Raw genomic sequence first — 14,335 nt, 5'->3', positions numbered from 1 at the left:
CCCGGGGGCGCCGTCGGCCTGCCGGTCCCCCCGCGCGTCGTCCGGTCCGCCCCCGGACGCGGGAGGTTCGCCGGATCCGGCGTCCGCGGTGCGCGGGCCCGGCCGGGGGGACGCGGCGGGCTCGTCCGTGGGGTGGCCGGGACCGGGGGTCGGGGGCTGAGGGCCCGTGTGGTCGGGCGACTCGTCGTTGCCGGGTCGCGGCTGTCCGCGCCCGCCGCTTGCGTCCACCGGTGTCCCCTCGTTCGCTGCGTCTCCCGCGCCTGCCGGACGGGAGGGTCTCGTGTCGATGGTATGCGGCCCGCGCCGTGCGCTCCGCCCCGGCACCCTGTCCCCTCCCCTCCCCGCCGCCGGCGGCGTAGGCGCTGTCGGTGGGGGGCCGTAAGGTCTGTGTGCATGGAGACGAGCATCGAGGGCGAGGAGCGGGCCGGTGGCGGCCCGGCCACCGGGGGCGTGCGGGCGGACACGGCCACCGCCGTACCGCCCGCCTCTCTGTCGCCCTCGCGCGCGAGTGACTTCATGCAGTGCCCGCTGCTGTACCGGTTCCGGGTCATCGACCGGCTGCCGGAGAAGCCGAGCGAGGCGGCGACCAGGGGCACGCTGGTGCACGCGGTGCTGGAGCGCCTCTTCGACGCCCCGGCCGCCGACCGCACCGTGCCACGGGCGAAGTCGCTGCTCCCGGGTCAGTGGGACCGGCTGCGGGAGACCCGGCCGGAGGTCATGGAGCTGTTCGCCGACGATCCGGGGGGCGAGCGGCTGGCGCGCTGGCTGGCGGAGGCGGAGCGGCTGGTCGAGCGCTGGTTCTCGCTGGAGGACCCGAGCCGGCTGGAGCCCGCCGAGCGTGAGCTGTTCGTCGAGGCGGAGCTGGACTCCGGACTGAGGCTGCGCGGCATCATCGACCGGGTGGACGTGGCGCCGACCGGCGAGGTGCGGATCGTCGACTACAAGACGGGCAAGGCGCCCCGGCCGGAGTACGCCGAGGGCGCGCTGTTCCAGATGAAGTTCTACGCCCTGGTGGTGTGGCGGCTGAAGAAGGTGGTCCCGCGCCGGCTCCAGCTGGTGTATCTCGGCAGCGGTGACGTGCTGACGTACGACCCCGTGCCCGCGGACCTGGAGCGGGTGGAGCGCAAGCTGCTGGCGCTGTGGGACGCGATCCGGCAGGCGACCGAGACGGGTGACTGGCGTCCGCGCCCCACGAAGCTGTGCGGCTGGTGCGACCACCGGGCGCGCTGCCCGGAGTTCGGCGGCACTCCCCCGCCGTACCCGCTGCCGGTGAGGGCGCCCGAGTCCGGCGGGACCCCACAGGGCAGAATGGGGCCGGACTAGCGAAGGAGACTCAGGTGGCCATCCGCGTCCTACTGGTCGACGACCAGCCGCTGCTGCGTACCGGGTTCCGGATGATTCTGGAGGCCGAGCAGGACATCGCGGTCGTCGGCGAGGCCGGAGACGGCCTCCAGGCCCTGGACCAGGTACGGGCGCTGCAGCCCGATGTGGTGCTGATGGACATCCGCATGCCGCGGATGGACGGGGTGGAGGCGACCCGGCAGATCACCGGGCCCGAGCGGGACGGGCCGGCGAAGGTGCTGGTGCTGACGACGTTCGACCTCGACGAGTACGTGGTGGAGGCGCTGAAGGCGGGGGCGAGCGGCTTCCTGCTGAAGGACGCCCCGGCCCATGAGCTGGTGCAGGCGATCCGTGTGGTGGCCGCCGGGGAGGCGATGCTGGCGCCGAGCATCACGCGCCGGCTGCTGGACAAGTACGCCACGCACCTGCCGTCCGGTGACGAGCCGGTGCCGGACACGCTGCATACGCTGACCGAGCGTGAGGTCGAGGTGCTGAAGCTGGTGGCGCGCGGGCTGTCCAACGCGGAGATCGCCGCCGACCTGTTCGTCAGCGAGACCACCGTCAAGACGCACGTCGGCCATGTGCTGACCAAGCTGGGGCTGCGTGACCGGGTGCAGGCGGCGGTGTACGCCTATGAGAGCGGGCTGGTGCGCCCCGGCGCGCAGTAGCCCGGCGGGCCGTGTGCGTCGAGGGCGCCTCCCCGGCCGGGGAGGCGCCCTCGACGCGTCGGCGGGGTGTCAGCCCTTGCTCGGTTCCCGGAAGCGGAACCCGGTCGACGCGTCGAGACAGTGCTCGAGACCGTGGACGCCGTCACGGACGGCCTCGTACTGCTTGCCCTGCCACAGCGGGATCACCGGGACGTCCCTGGCGACGATGTCCCGGATGAGGCCGAAGTCCTCGTCGGTGCCGCAGCCGGTCAACAGGCCGGAGGCCGGCCCCGCCACGAGGGGCAGGACCGGCCACGGGTCGCGCGGATTCACGAGCTGCGCCTTGTCGTTCTTGCCGCCCGGACCGCGCCACCGGTCGGTCCGGGTCCGTTCGGCTTCGTCAGCCGCTGACGCCGCGTTCGAGCTCCCACAGCTGGAGGGAGGAGGACGAGTTGAGCGCGTAGGCGGTGCCGGTGACGCCGTCGCGGGCGGCCACGTACTGCTTGCCCTGCCACAGCGGGATCACCGGGACGTCCCTGGCGACGATGTCCTGGATCGCCGTGAGGCTGTCGGAGGCGGACAGCCGGTCGGCCTGCCGGCGCGACTCGGGGATCAGCTCCTTGATGATCCGGGAGTTGGCGTAGGGCGAGTTGAGGAAGTTGTCCTCGTCGAGGAAGGGGGCGGTGAAGGCGTCGGCGTCCGGGTAGTCGGGGAACCAGCCCATGCCGTAGACGTCGTACTTGCCCTTCTGGGCGGCGGTCTTGAACTTGTTCCAGGTCTCGCTCTTGATGTCGGTCTCGAACAGACCGCTGTCGTTGAGCTGCTTGCTCAGCTGCTCGAACTCCGTCTTGGCGGCGGGGCCGTAGTGGTCGTGCGTGTAGTGCAGGGTCAGCTTCACCGGGGTGGTGACGCCGGCCTCCTGCAGCAGCTCGCGGGCCTCGGCCACGTCCGGGTCGCCGTACTCGTTGAAGAACGCGTTGGAGTGACCCGTGATGCCGGCGGGGACCAGCGAGAACAGCGGCTCGGCCTGGGAGCCGTAGACGTTGCCGACCAGTTCGCTGCGGTTGATGATCTGGGCCATCGCCTGGCGGACGGCCCTGTCCTTCACGGTGGGGGCCTCGGTGTTGAACGCCAGGTACCGGATCTCCAGACCGGGCGACTCGACCAGCTCGATCTCGCCGTCGGTGGCGTTGCCGAACTCCTGGATCTGCTCCGGCGACATGGTGCGGGTCGCCATGTCGATGTCGCCCTTCTTCAGCGCCTCGCCCATGGCCTCGGCACTCTCGTAGGAGACCATCTCGACCTTGTCGTTCTTCACCTCCAGCGCGCCCTTGTAGGAGGGGTTCTTGGTGAAGGTGGCCCTGACCAGCGTGTCACCCTTGACCTCGCCCTCGAGGGTGTACGGGCCGGAGCCGTCGACCTCGAAGCCCTCGCGCAGCTTGCCCTTGTCGTAGTCGTCCGCGTTGACGATGCCCGCGACCGGGGTGGACAGCTTGTACGGGAAGGTGGCGTCGGCGCTCTTGAGGTGGAAGATCACCTCGCGGTCGCCCTGCGTCTCGACGGTGTCGACGGTGGACAGCAGCGCGAACACACCACTGTCGCCCTCGAGGGAGATGGCGCGCTCGATGGAGAACTTCACGTCCTCCGCGGTGATCGCGTCGCCGTTGGAGAACTTCAGGCCGTCACGCAGGGTGCAGCTGTAGCGCTCGTTGCCGGCGTCGGTGAATCCGCACGACTCGGCGGCCTCGGGCACCGGCTCGCCGTCGCCCCGGGGCTGGACCATCAGGGTCTGCACGGTCTGCCGCAGGATGTTCCAGGTACCGACGTCGTAGGCCCAGGCCGGGTCGAGGGGCGCGGGGCCGTCCTCCTTGGATGCGGTGAACCGGTCCGTGGTGCCCACGACGATCGCATCGCCGTCTCCGCTCCCGCCCTCGGTGTCGCCGCAGGCGGCGAGCACCGGCGCGAGCAGGCCCATCGCGGCCGCCAGCACCAAAGTCTTGCGGTTCATGCTCGAGTTTCTCCAGGACTGTCGACTCCGTGTATCCGGCACGCAGGGGTGGTTGCCGCGGATCACGGGGATGGGGGCGAGGTTCTCGCAATGACATTAGTCCGCGCCCGCAGGGGGGTTCGCAGTCACCGGAGCCGAGGGCTCATCACACAGTGAGACCGGGTGTGAACACACCGGTAAAGGTGACCGGGGAATGATTGGTGCAGCTTCCGATGAATCGGGACACAAGGACGTACCGATGACCTAGGAAATGGTGCGGGAGGCAGCGGAGGACATCGTTGTCGACCCCCTCGCATGTGGTGAACCTCACACGCGAAAGCGGGTTCGGCACTGCCGGAATTCGGCCGTCGACGAGCGGACCGAATTCTTTCGGACGCGCGCGACCGGGCTCCCGGAACCGAGAGGGCGGGAATTCCGGCGGTAACCCTGCTGCGCTGGGTGAACGCCTAGCGCATTTCCGTCATCACACCGTGCAGGAATGTCAGGTCCACGACTTCCAGTGAGGGGACGACCGTCCGCCGGGCGGCCGGCGGGATCGGGCCCACCGAGGGCACCGCGACGACCTGGCAGCCCGCGGCCTCGGCGGCGGTCACGCCGGTCACGGTGTCCTCGACGACGGCGCACCGCGCGGGATCCACGCCGAGCCCGGCGGCGGCCGCGAGATACGGGTCGGGGTGCGGTTTGGTGCGCGGGACCTCGTCGCCGGCGACCGACAGCGCGAAGTGCCGGTGGCCCAGCGTGGTCAGCACCCGGTCGATGATGCGCCGGTGGGAGGCGGAGACGAGCGCGGTGGGCATCTCGTGCTCGGCCAGCTCGGCGAGCAGCCGCGCGGCGCCCGGCATCAGCGGCAGGGCGTGGTCGATGCGCTCCTCGAAGCCGTCGTTGAGCAGCACCGTCAGCTCGGGGAGGCCGATGTCGGCGCCGGTGGCCTCGATGAGGAACCCCGCGCTGCGGGTCATGGGACCGCCGACCACGACATGGCGCCAGGACTCGTCGAGGGTGTGGCCGAGGGAGGCGAAGACCTCCTTCTCGACGTCCCACCAGAAGCCCTCGGTGTCGACCAGCGTGCCGTCCATGTCGAGGAGGACGGCCTGCAGGGCCGACCCCTCGGCCGTCCGGGTTCCGAGCGCGGGGACCGTACTGGTCATCCGCGTACCTCCTTCACAGGGACGATCAGGCCGGTTCCCACGGGGGGAACCGGCCTGCGGTGGACCGACCAGTGTACGTCGTGCGGGACGCGGACGCCCGGTGCTGCCGGTGGGGCCTCAGCGGGCGTTGAAGTACTTGGCCTCCGGGTGGTGGATGACGATGGCGTCCGTGGACTGCTCGGGATGCAGCTGGAACTCCTCGGAGAGCCGCACGCCGATGCGCTCCGGCTCGAGCAGGTCGGCGATCTTGGCGCGGTCCTCCAGGTCGGGGCAGGCGCCGTAACCGAGGGAGAAGCGGGCGCCCCGGTACTTCAGGGCGAACATGTCCTCCATCGCGGCCGGGTCCTCGCCCGCGAAGCCCAGCTCGGAGCGCACGCGCGCGTGCCAGTACTCGGCGAGGGCCTCCGCCAGCTGCACGGAGAGCCCGTGCAGCTCCAGGTAGTCGCGGTAGGCGTTGGCCTCGAACATCCGGGCGGTCTCTTCCCCGATCCTCGACCCGACGGTGACCACCTGGAGGCCGACCACGTCGGTCTCGCCGGACTCCTCCGGGCGGAAGAAGTCGGCCAGGCACAGCCGGCGGCCGCGGCGCTGGCGCGGGAAGGTGAAGCGGGTGCGCTCGTTGCCCCGCTCGTCCAGGATGATCAGGTCGTCGTCCTTGGAGACGCACGGGAAGTAGCCGTAGACCACGGCCGCCTCCAGCAGGTTTTCCGTCTGGAGCCGGTCGAGCAGTCCGCGCAGCCTGGGCCGGCCCTCGGTCTCGGCCAGCTCCTCGTAGGTCGGCCCGTCGCCGGTACGGGCCTGCTTCAGACCCCACTGCCCCTTGAAGAGGGCGCCCTCGTCGAGCCAGCTCGCGTACTCCTTGAGCTGGATGCCCTTGATCACGCGCGTGCCCCAGAAGGGCGGGGCGGGGACCGGGTTGTCGGTGGCGACGTCGGAGCGGACGTGCCCCTCCTCGGGCCGCTCCTCGATCTCCACGGCGGCCGCGCGGACCCGGCGCTGCCTCAGTTCCGGCAGCTGCGCGCCGGGCACTCCGCGCTTGATGCCGATGAGGGCGTCCATCAGGCGCAGGCCCTCGAAGGCGTCGCGGGCGTAGCGGACCTCGCCCTGGTAGATCTCGTGCAGGTCCTGCTCGACGTAGGCGCGGGTGAGGGCGGCGCCGCCGAGGATGACGGGGTAGTCGGCGGCCAGGCCGCGCTGGTTGAGCTCCTCCAGGTTCTCCTTCATGATCACCGTGGACTTCACCAGCAGCCCGGACATGCCGATGACGTCGGCCTTGTGCTCCTCTGCGGCGTCCAGGATCGCGGAGACCGGCTGCTTGATGCCGAGGTTGACGACGTTGTAGCCGTTGTTCGACAGGATGATGTCGACCAGGTTCTTGCCGATGTCGTGCACGTCGCCGCGCACGGTGGCCAGCACGATGGTGCCCTTGCCGGCCTCGTCGGTCTTCTCCATGTGCGGCTCGAGGTGCGCGACGGCGTTCTTCATCACCTCGGCGGACTGGAGCACGAACGGCAGCTGCATCTGGCCGGAGCCGAACAGCTCGCCGACCACCTTCATGCCGTCCAGGAGGGTGTCGTTGACGATGTCGAGCGCGGGCCGCTCCCGGAGGGCCTCGTCCAGGTCGGCCTCGAGCCCGTTGCGCTCGCCGTCGATGATGCGGCGCTTGAGGCGCTCCTCCAGGGGCAGCGCGGCCAGTTCCTCGGCCTTGCCCGCCTTGAGGGACTTGGCGGTGGCGCCCTCGAAGAGCTGCATGAGCTTCTGGAGCGGGTCGTAGCCCTCGGCGCGGCGGTCGTAGATGAGGTCCAGGGCCGTGCGGACCTCTTCCTCGCTGAAGCGGGCGATGGGCAGGATCTTCGACGCGTGGACGATCGCCGAGTCCAGTCCGGCCTTGACGCACTCGTCGAGGAAGACCGAGTTCAGCAGGATGCGGGCGGCCGGGTTGAGGCCGAAGGAGATGTTCGACAGGCCGAGGGTGGTCTGCACCCGCGGGTGGCGCTCCTTCAGCAGGCGGATGCCCTCGATGGTGGCCAGGCCGTCCTTGCGGGACTCCTCCTGGCCGGTGCAGATGGTGAAGGTCAGACAGTCGACGAGGATGTCCTCCTCACGGATGCCCCAGTTGCCGGTCAGGTCGTCGATCAGCCGCTCGGCGATCTCGACCTTCTTCTCGGCGGTGCGGGCCTGGCCCTCCTCGTCGATGGTGAGCGCGATCAGCGCGGCGCCGTGCTCCTGCGCCAGCCGGGTGACGCGGGCGAACCGGGAGTCGGGCCCGTCGCCGTCCTCGTAGTTCACCGAGTTGATCACCGCGCGGCCGCCGAGCTTCTCCAGCCCGGCCCGGATGACGTCGACCTCGGTGGAGTCGAGGACGATGGGCAGGGTGGAGGCGGTGGCGAAGCGTCCGGCCAGTTCCTCCATGTCGGCGACGCCGTCGCGGCCCACGTAGTCCACGCACAGGTCCAGCATGTGCGCGCCCTCGCGGATCTGCTCGCGGGCCATCTCCACGCAGTTGTCCCAGCGGCCCTCGAGCATCGCCTCGCGGAACTTCTTCGACCCGTTGGCGTTCGTCCGCTCGCCGATCGCCAGGTAGGAGGTGTCCTGGCGGAAGGGGACGCTCTGGTAGAGGGAGGCCGCGCCGGGCTCCGGGCGCGGGTCGCGCTCGGCCGGGGCGAGGTCGCGCACGCGCTCCACGAGCCGGCGCAGGTGCTCGGGCGTGGTGCCGCAGCAGCCGCCCACCAGGGACAGGCCGTAGTCGCGGACGAAGTTCTCCTGGGCGTCCGCCAGCTCTCCCGGGGACAGCGGGTACCGGGCGCCGTCCTTGGTGAGTTCCGGCAGGCCTGCGTTGGGCATGCAGGACAGCCGGACACGGGAGTGGCGGGCCAGGTGGCGCAGGTGTTCGCTCATCTCGGCCGGGCCGGTGGCGCAGTTCAGGCCGATCATGTCGATGCCCAGCGGTTCCAGCGCGGTGAGCGCGGCGCCGATCTCGGAACCGAGCAGCATGGTGCCGGTGGTCTCGACCGTGACCGACACGATCAGCGGGACCTCGAACCCGGCGCTCTCCATCGCGCGGCGGGCGGCGATCACGGAGGCCTTGGTCTGCAGCAGGTCCTGGGTCGTCTCCACCAGCAGCGCGTCCGCGCCGCCCGCGAGCAGGCCCTCGGCGTTGCGCTGGTAGGCGTCCCGGATGGCGGCGAAGGTGGTGTGGCCGAGGGTGGGCAGCTTGGTGCCGGGCCCCATCGAGCCGAGCACCCAGCGGGTGCGGCCGTCCCGCGCGGCGTACTCGTCGGCCGTCTCCCGGGCGATGCGGGCGCCCGCCTCGGACAGCTCGGCGACGCGCTCCGGGATGTCGTACTCGCCGAGGGCGGTGAGGTTGGCGCCGAAGGTGTTGGTCTCGACGCAGTCGACCCCGGCGTCGAAGTACTCGGAGTGGACCGAACGGACGATGTCCGGGCGTGTCAGGTTCAGGATCTCGTTGCACCCCTCGAGGTTCTGGAAGTCCTCGAGGGTGGGGTCCTGGGCCTGGAGCATGGTGCCCATCGCTCCGTCGGCGACCACCACCCGGGTGGCGAGCGCCTCACGGAGGGCGGACACACGGGTCCGGCTGTCGGCGGAAGGGGTCTGCGGCAACGAGGCCATGAAAGGGGCTCCCTCTGGTGCGACGGCTGTCGGCTTTGCGGCTGCCGGGAATCCCCTCACGGAGCGTCCCCGGCTGGGCGCACCACGCCAGGGTATCCGGGACCGCTCCCCGATGTTCGGGGCGTCCACGAGACGGACGATGATGGCCGACAACCGACGTACGGAGCACGAGTGGCGGCACCGATCGCGCCCGGCCATTGGCAGGAGGTCGACATCGACCGGTAGTGTTCGACAATGCCGAACGGCGGCAGCGGCCCGTCGTGGGTGGACGGCCGAAGGGGACGGAGGCGGGACGGCGATGGCACGGAACATCCAGTCGCTCGAACGGGCGGCGGCGATGCTGCGGCTGCTCGCGGGCGGCGAGCGTCGGCTCGGCCTGTCGGACATCGCCTCCTCGCTGGGCCTCGCCAAGGGCACCGCGCACGGCATCCTGCGCACCCTCCAGCAGGAGGGGTTCGTCGAGCAGGACGACGCCTCCGGGCGCTACCAGCTGGGCGCCGAGCTGCTGCGCCTGGGCACCACCTACCTCGACGTGCACGAGCTGCGGGCGCGCGCCCTGGTGTGGACCGACGACCTGGCCCGCTCCAGCGGCGAGAGCGTCCACCTCGGCGTGCTGCACCAGCAGGGGGTGCTGATCGTGCACCACGTCTTCCGGCCGGACGACAGCCGGCAGGTGCTGGAGATAGGGGCCATGCAGCCGTTGCACTCCACGGCCCTGGGCAAGGTGCTGTCGGCCTACGACCCGGTGGCCCACAGCGAGGCCCTGGAGGCCGACCGCAAGGCCTTCACCGACCGCACGGTGTGCGACCCCGACGACTTCGAGCGCATCCTCGACCTCACCCGGGCGCGCGGCTACGCGGCGGACGTGGAGGAGACCTGGGAGGGCGTCGCCGCCATCGCCGCCCCCATCCACGACCGGCGGCGCATGCCGGTGGGCGCGGTGGGCATCACGGGGGCGGTGGAGCGGCTGCGCCGGGACGGCGAGCTGCGGCCCGAGCTGATCGCGGCGGTGCGGGACTGCGCCCGCGCGGTGTCGCGGGACCTGGGCGCCGGGCGGTTCTGAGCGGAACGCGGAGAAGACCGGGGCGCCGCACGGCGTCCCGGTCGCCGTCGCATCCCCGGACATACCGGGCGCGAGCCGACGGAACCGTCGCGAAGATCGGCAACCCGGGACGCTCCATAACGATCGCGTTTTCGACGACCAAACCCTTGACGCCCGCGGGGCACCGGGAAAGACTCCCGTCCATCGGTCGGCATTGTCGAACACCTACCGGCAATACGAGTTAGAGTGTGGCAACGCCAAGGGCCGGTATCGCTCTCACCCCTGAGGGCGCCGATCCCCGGTGGGACCCGGGGGCCGGCTTCCCTGGACGAAGGACAAAGGAGTCGCGGGTGTCCAGCTCCGACATCTTCATCGGCGAGACCATCGGTACCGCCATACTCATCCTGCTCGGCGGCGGCGTCTGCGCCGCCGTGACGCTGAAGGCCTCCAAGGCCCGCAACGCCGGCTGGCTCGCCATCGCCTTCGGGTGGGGCTTCGCCGTCATGACGGCGGTGTACATCGCCGGACCGCTCTCCGGCGCCCACCTCAACCCGGCCGTCACCGTGGCGCTCGCGATCAAGGACGGCGAGTGGAGCAACGTCCCGACCTACTTCGCCGGGGAGTTCCTCGGCGCGATGATCGGTGCGGCCCTGGTCTGGGTGGCCTATTACGGCCAGTTCCTGGCCCACCTCACCGACCGGGAGATCGTCGGCGGTCCGGGCGCGCAGGCCACCGCCGCCAAGGCGGTCGAGGCGCAGGAGAAGGGCGCGGGCCCGGTGCTCGGCGTCTTCTCCACCGGTCCGGAGATCCGGCACACGGTGCAGAACCTCGCCACGGAGATCATCGGCACCTTCGTGCTCCTGCTCGCCATCCTGACCCAGGGCCTGAACGACGCGGGCAACGGCCTGGGCGTGCTGGGCGGTCTGATCACGGCGCTCGTCGTCGTCTCCATCGGCCTGTCGCTGGGCGGTCCGACCGGGTACGCCATCAACCCGGCCCGCGACCTCGGTCCGCGCGTCGTGCACGCCCTGCTGCCGCTGCCCAACAAGGGCGGCTCCGACTGGTCCTACGCCTGGATCCCGGTGGTGGGTCCGCTGATCGGCGGGGCCCTCGCGGCCGGCCTCTACAACGTCGCCTTCGCGTAGGCCCCGCATCGCGTGACAGCGCTGTACGTACCGCCCCGTAACCAAGGAACCCCCAGGAGCACACCGTGACCGACGCCCACACCGCCGGCCCCTTCATCGCCGCCATCGACCAGGGCACCACCTCCTCCCGCTGCATCGTCTTCGACCGCGACGGGCGCATCGTCTCCGTCGACCAGAAGGAGCACGAGCAGATCTTCCCCAAGCCGGGCTGGGTCGAGCACGACGCCACCGAGATCTGGACCAACGTCCAGGAGGTCGTCACCGGGGCCGTCGAGAAGGCCGGCATCACCCGCGACGACATCAAGGCCATCGGCATCACCAACCAGCGCGAGACCACCGTGCTGTGGGACAGGCACACCGGTGAGCCGGTCCACAACGCCATCGTCTGGCAGGACACCCGCACCGACGCCCTCTGCCGCGAGCTCGGCCGTAACGTCGGCCAGGACCGCTTCCGCCGCGAGACCGGCCTTCCCCTCGCCTCCTACTTCGCCGGCCCCAAGGCCCGCTGGCTGCTCGACAACGTCGACGGCCTCAAGGAGCGCGCCGAGGCGGGCGACATCCTCTTCGGCACCATGGACACCTGGGTCATCTGGAACCTGACCGGCGGCACGGACGGCGGCCGCCACGTCACCGACGTCACCAACGCGTCCCGCACGATGCTGATGAACCTGCACACCATGCAGTGGGACGAGAGGATCGCCGAGTCCATCGGCGTTCCCGCCGCGATGCTGCCCGAGATCCGTTCCTCGGCCGAGGTCTACGGCGAGATCAGGGGCGGCCGGCTGGGCGAGCTGCTCGGCGGCATCCCGGTCGCCTCCGCGCTGGGCGACCAGCAGGCGGCCCTGTTCGGCCAGACCTGCTTCGCCGAGGGCGAGACCAAGTCGACGTACGGCACCGGCACCTTCATGGTGATGAACACCGGCGACAAGATCATCAACTCCTACAGCGGGCTGCTGACCACGGTCGGTTACCGGATCGGCGACCAGAAGCCGGTCTACGCCCTGGAGGGCTCGATCGCCGTCACCGGTTCGCTGGTGCAGTGGATGCGCGACCAGATGGGCCTGATCTCCACCGCCGCCGAGATCGAGACCCTCGCGCTCTCCGTCGAGGACAACGGCGGCGCCTACTTCGTGCCGGCCTTCTCCGGCCTGTTCGCCCCGTACTGGCGCTCCGACGCCCGCGGTGTGATCGCCGGCCTCACCCGGTACGTCACCAAGGCGCACCTCGCGCGCGCCGTCCTGGAGGCCACCGCCTGGCAGACGCGGGAGATCGCGGACGCCATGACGAAGGACTCCGGCGTGGAGCTCACCGCCCTCAAGGTCGACGGCGGCATGACCTCCAACAACCTGCTGATGCAGACGCTCTCGGACTTCCTGGACGCCCCCGTGGTGCGTCCGATGGTCGCCGAGACCACCTGCCTCGGCGCCGCCTACGCCGCCGGCCTGGCCGTCGGCTTCTGGAACAGCACCGACGACCTGCGCGCCAACTGGCGGCGGGCCGCCGAGTGGACCCCCCGCATGGACGCGGAGACCCGCGACCGTGAGTACAAGAGCTGGCTCAAGGCCGTCGAGCGGACCATGGGCTGGATCGCCGACGAAGACTGACGAGGAGCAAGAACCGCCATGACCACCCAGTCCACCCTGCAGTCCGTGCCTGCCCTGGGGACGCACCCGGCGTCCGGCTCGAACCCGAGCCGCGCCGAGACCCGGGAGCAGCTCTCCAAGGCGTCGTACGACCTTCTCGTGATCGGCGGCGGCATCCTGGGCATCTCCACCGCCTGGCACGCCGCGCAGTCCGGCCTCAGGGTGGCCCTGGTGGACGCCGGCGACTTCGCCGGCGCCACCTCCTCCGCCTCCTCCAAGCTGCTCCACGGCGGCCTGCGCTACCTGCAGACCGGCGCGGTGAAGCTGGTGGCGGAGAACCACTTCGAGCGCCGTGCGGTCTCCCGCCAGGTGGCCCCCCACCTGGCGAACCCGCTCACGTTCTACCTCCCCGTGTACAAGGGCGGGCCGCACGGCGCGGCGAAGCTCGGCGCCGGTGTCTTCGCGTACTCGGCGCTGTCCGCCTTCGGCGACGGCGTCGGGCACCTGCTCTCGCCGGCCAAGGCCGCGCAGGACGTGCCGGAGCTGCGCACCGACAACCTCAAGGCCGTGGCCGTGTACGGCGACGACCAGATGAACGACGCCCGCATGGCGCTGATGACGGTCCGCGCGGCGGCCGAGTCCGGCGCGGTCGTCCTCAACCACGCCGAGGTGACGGGCCTGCGCTTCACCCGGGGCCGGGTCACCGGCGCCGAGCTGCGCGACCGGCTCTCCGGCGACGAGTTCGGGGTGAACGCCCGGCTCGTGCTCAACGCCACCGGCCCGTGGGTCGACCACCTGCGCCGCATGGAGGACCCGGACGCCGCGCCGTCCATCCGCCTGTCGAAGGGCGCGCACCTGGTCCTGAAGCGGACCTCCCCGTGGAAGGCCGCGCTGGCCACGCCGATCGACAAGTACCGGATCACCTTCGCCCTCCCCTGGGAGGACATGCTGCTGCTCGGCACCACCGACGAGGAGTTCGAGGGCGACCCGGCGGACGTCGCGGTCACCGAGAAGGACACCGCGCAGATACTCGACGAGGCCGCGTTCTCCATCCGCGACCAGCAGCTCGACCGCGACCTGATCACGTACGCCTTCGCCGGTCTGCGGGTGCTGCCGGGCGGTCCCGGTGACACGGCCAAGGCCAAGCGGGAGACCGTCGTCACCGAGGGCCGGGGCGGGATGCTCTCCGTCGCGGGCGGCAAGTGGACCACCTTCCGCCACATCGGCCGCACGGTGATGCGCAAGCTGCAGGAGCTGCCCGGCCACCCGCTGGGCGACGACTTCGAGCCGGTGGCCTCGCTGCCGAAGAAGCTGCCGCTGCCGGGCGTGGCCAACCCCCGCGCGGTGGCCCACCGGCTGCTGGTCGACGGTCCGGCGCCCGGCCCGCGCATGGCGGCGGACACCGCCAGGCACCTGGCCACCCACTACGGCTCGCTGGCCTTCGACATCGCCCGGCTGGCCAACGAGGACCCGGCGCTCGCCCGGCGCGTCCACCCGGACGCCCCGGAGATCCGGGCGCAGGTCGTCTGGGCCCGGGACCACGAGTGGGCCGAGACCGCGGACGACGTGCTGCGCCGCCGCACCACCCTGACGATCCGGGGTCTGGCCACGGACGAGGTCCGCGCCGACGTGCAGGAGCTGCTCGACGGGAAGTGACGCGCTCCCCGGCTCCCCCGCACGGGAGCCGGGCACGGGCCGGGGGCGGGGGCCGCAACGCGGGGCCCCCCCCCCCCCCCGACAAAAATGGGGGGGTAACAAAGGGGGAGGGTGCCCAGGGGGGCGCGGGATGGG

At 71.2% G+C, this 14,335-nt stretch carries 10 protein-coding genes; 6 read left to right on the top strand and 4 right to left on the bottom strand.

Annotation, left to right across the window (positions count from 1 at the left end):
• The first annotated feature begins 393 nt into the window (after positions 1-393).
• Together ABTY20_RS29295 and ABTY20_RS29290 are read left to right on the top strand one after the other, a co-directional pair.
• Positions 394-1,323: a RecB family exonuclease gene (locus ABTY20_RS29295; RefSeq protein ID WP_352000111.1), complete on the top strand. Its 930-nt coding sequence runs from the start codon at positions 394-396 to the stop codon at positions 1,321-1,323.
• A gap of 14 nt (positions 1,324-1,337) precedes the next feature.
• Positions 1,338-2,009 (top strand): response regulator, encoded by a 672-nt coding sequence (locus tag ABTY20_RS29290; protein ID WP_352000109.1) that lies wholly within the window; start codon positions 1,338-1,340, stop codon positions 2,007-2,009.
• Positions 2,010-2,078: 69 nt separating this feature from the next.
• Here the strand turns inward: ABTY20_RS29290 and ABTY20_RS29285 are convergent, their stop codons facing one another.
• The 4 genes from ABTY20_RS29285 to metH all read right to left on the bottom strand — a co-directional run bounded on the left by ABTY20_RS29285 (position 2,079) and on the right by metH (position 8,774).
• Entirely contained in the window at positions 2,079-2,321 is a 243-nt protein-coding gene (locus ABTY20_RS29285; RefSeq protein ID WP_502991912.1) for a hypothetical protein, read from the bottom strand.
• A gap of 67 nt (positions 2,322-2,388) precedes the next feature.
• A complete protein-coding gene (locus ABTY20_RS29280; protein ID WP_352000107.1) occupies positions 2,389-3,996 on the bottom strand; it encodes an ABC transporter substrate-binding protein in 1,608 nt (535 codons plus the stop codon).
• Positions 3,997-4,442: 446 nt separating this feature from the next.
• Positions 4,443-5,144 carry an HAD family hydrolase gene (locus tag ABTY20_RS29275; RefSeq protein WP_352000105.1) on the bottom strand — a complete coding sequence of 234 codons (702 nt, stop codon included), beginning with the start codon at positions 5,142-5,144 and terminating at the stop codon, positions 4,443-4,445.
• 117 nt (positions 5,145-5,261) lie between these two features.
• Positions 5,262-8,774, bottom strand: coding sequence for a methionine synthase (gene metH / locus ABTY20_RS29270; protein ID WP_352000104.1), 3,513 nt, complete (start codon positions 8,772-8,774; stop codon positions 5,262-5,264).
• A 298-nt stretch (positions 8,775-9,072) separates the two neighbouring features.
• On the opposite strand from metH, the gene ABTY20_RS29265 reads away from it, so the two are divergent.
• The 4 genes from ABTY20_RS29265 to ABTY20_RS29250 all read left to right on the top strand — a co-directional run bounded on the left by ABTY20_RS29265 (position 9,073) and on the right by ABTY20_RS29250 (position 14,200).
• Entirely contained in the window at positions 9,073-9,837 is a 765-nt protein-coding gene (locus ABTY20_RS29265; RefSeq protein ID WP_352000102.1) for an IclR family transcriptional regulator, read from the top strand.
• 329 nt (positions 9,838-10,166) lie between these two features.
• The gene (locus ABTY20_RS29260) at positions 10,167-10,961 is read left to right on the top strand and encodes an MIP/aquaporin family protein (RefSeq protein WP_352000101.1); all 795 of its coding nucleotides are present in this window, start codon (positions 10,167-10,169) and stop codon (positions 10,959-10,961) included.
• 65 nt (positions 10,962-11,026) lie between these two features.
• On the top strand, positions 11,027-12,565 hold the full coding sequence (gene glpK / locus ABTY20_RS29255) for a glycerol kinase GlpK (RefSeq protein ID WP_352000099.1): 1,539 nt from the start codon (positions 11,027-11,029) through the stop codon (positions 12,563-12,565).
• Positions 12,566-12,583: 18 nt separating this feature from the next.
• Positions 12,584-14,200 (top strand): glycerol-3-phosphate dehydrogenase/oxidase, encoded by a 1,617-nt coding sequence (locus ABTY20_RS29250; RefSeq protein ID WP_352000097.1) that lies wholly within the window; start codon positions 12,584-12,586, stop codon positions 14,198-14,200.
• The last annotated feature ends 135 nt before the right edge of the window (positions 14,201-14,335 follow it).

Source organism: Streptomyces sp. NPDC126497 (genome assembly GCF_040302425.1).
In the GTDB taxonomy this organism is placed as follows: domain Bacteria; phylum Actinomycetota; class Actinomycetes; order Streptomycetales; family Streptomycetaceae; genus Streptomyces.
This window is presented reverse-complemented; position numbering and strand designations above follow the sequence as displayed.

What these genes read in the sequence shown, in the direction of transcription:
- ABTY20_RS29295 (WP_352000111.1), top strand. Translation starts at nt 394, where the DNA reads ATGGAGACGAGCATCGAGGGCGAGGAGCGGGCCGGTGGCGGCCCGGCC.
- ABTY20_RS29280 (WP_352000107.1), bottom strand. Translation starts at nt 3,996, where the DNA reads ATGAACCGCAAGACTTTGGTGCTGGCGGCCGCGATGGGCCTGCTCGCG.
- ABTY20_RS29275 (WP_352000105.1), bottom strand. Translation starts at nt 5,144, where the DNA reads ATGACCAGTACGGTCCCCGCGCTCGGAACCCGGACGGCCGAGGGGTCG.
- metH (WP_352000104.1), bottom strand. Translation starts at nt 8,774, where the DNA reads ATGGCCTCGTTGCCGCAGACCCCTTCCGCCGACAGCCGGACCCGTGTG.
- ABTY20_RS29265 (WP_352000102.1), top strand. Translation starts at nt 9,073, where the DNA reads ATGGCACGGAACATCCAGTCGCTCGAACGGGCGGCGGCGATGCTGCGG.
- ABTY20_RS29250 (WP_352000097.1), top strand. Translation starts at nt 12,584, where the DNA reads ATGACCACCCAGTCCACCCTGCAGTCCGTGCCTGCCCTGGGGACGCAC.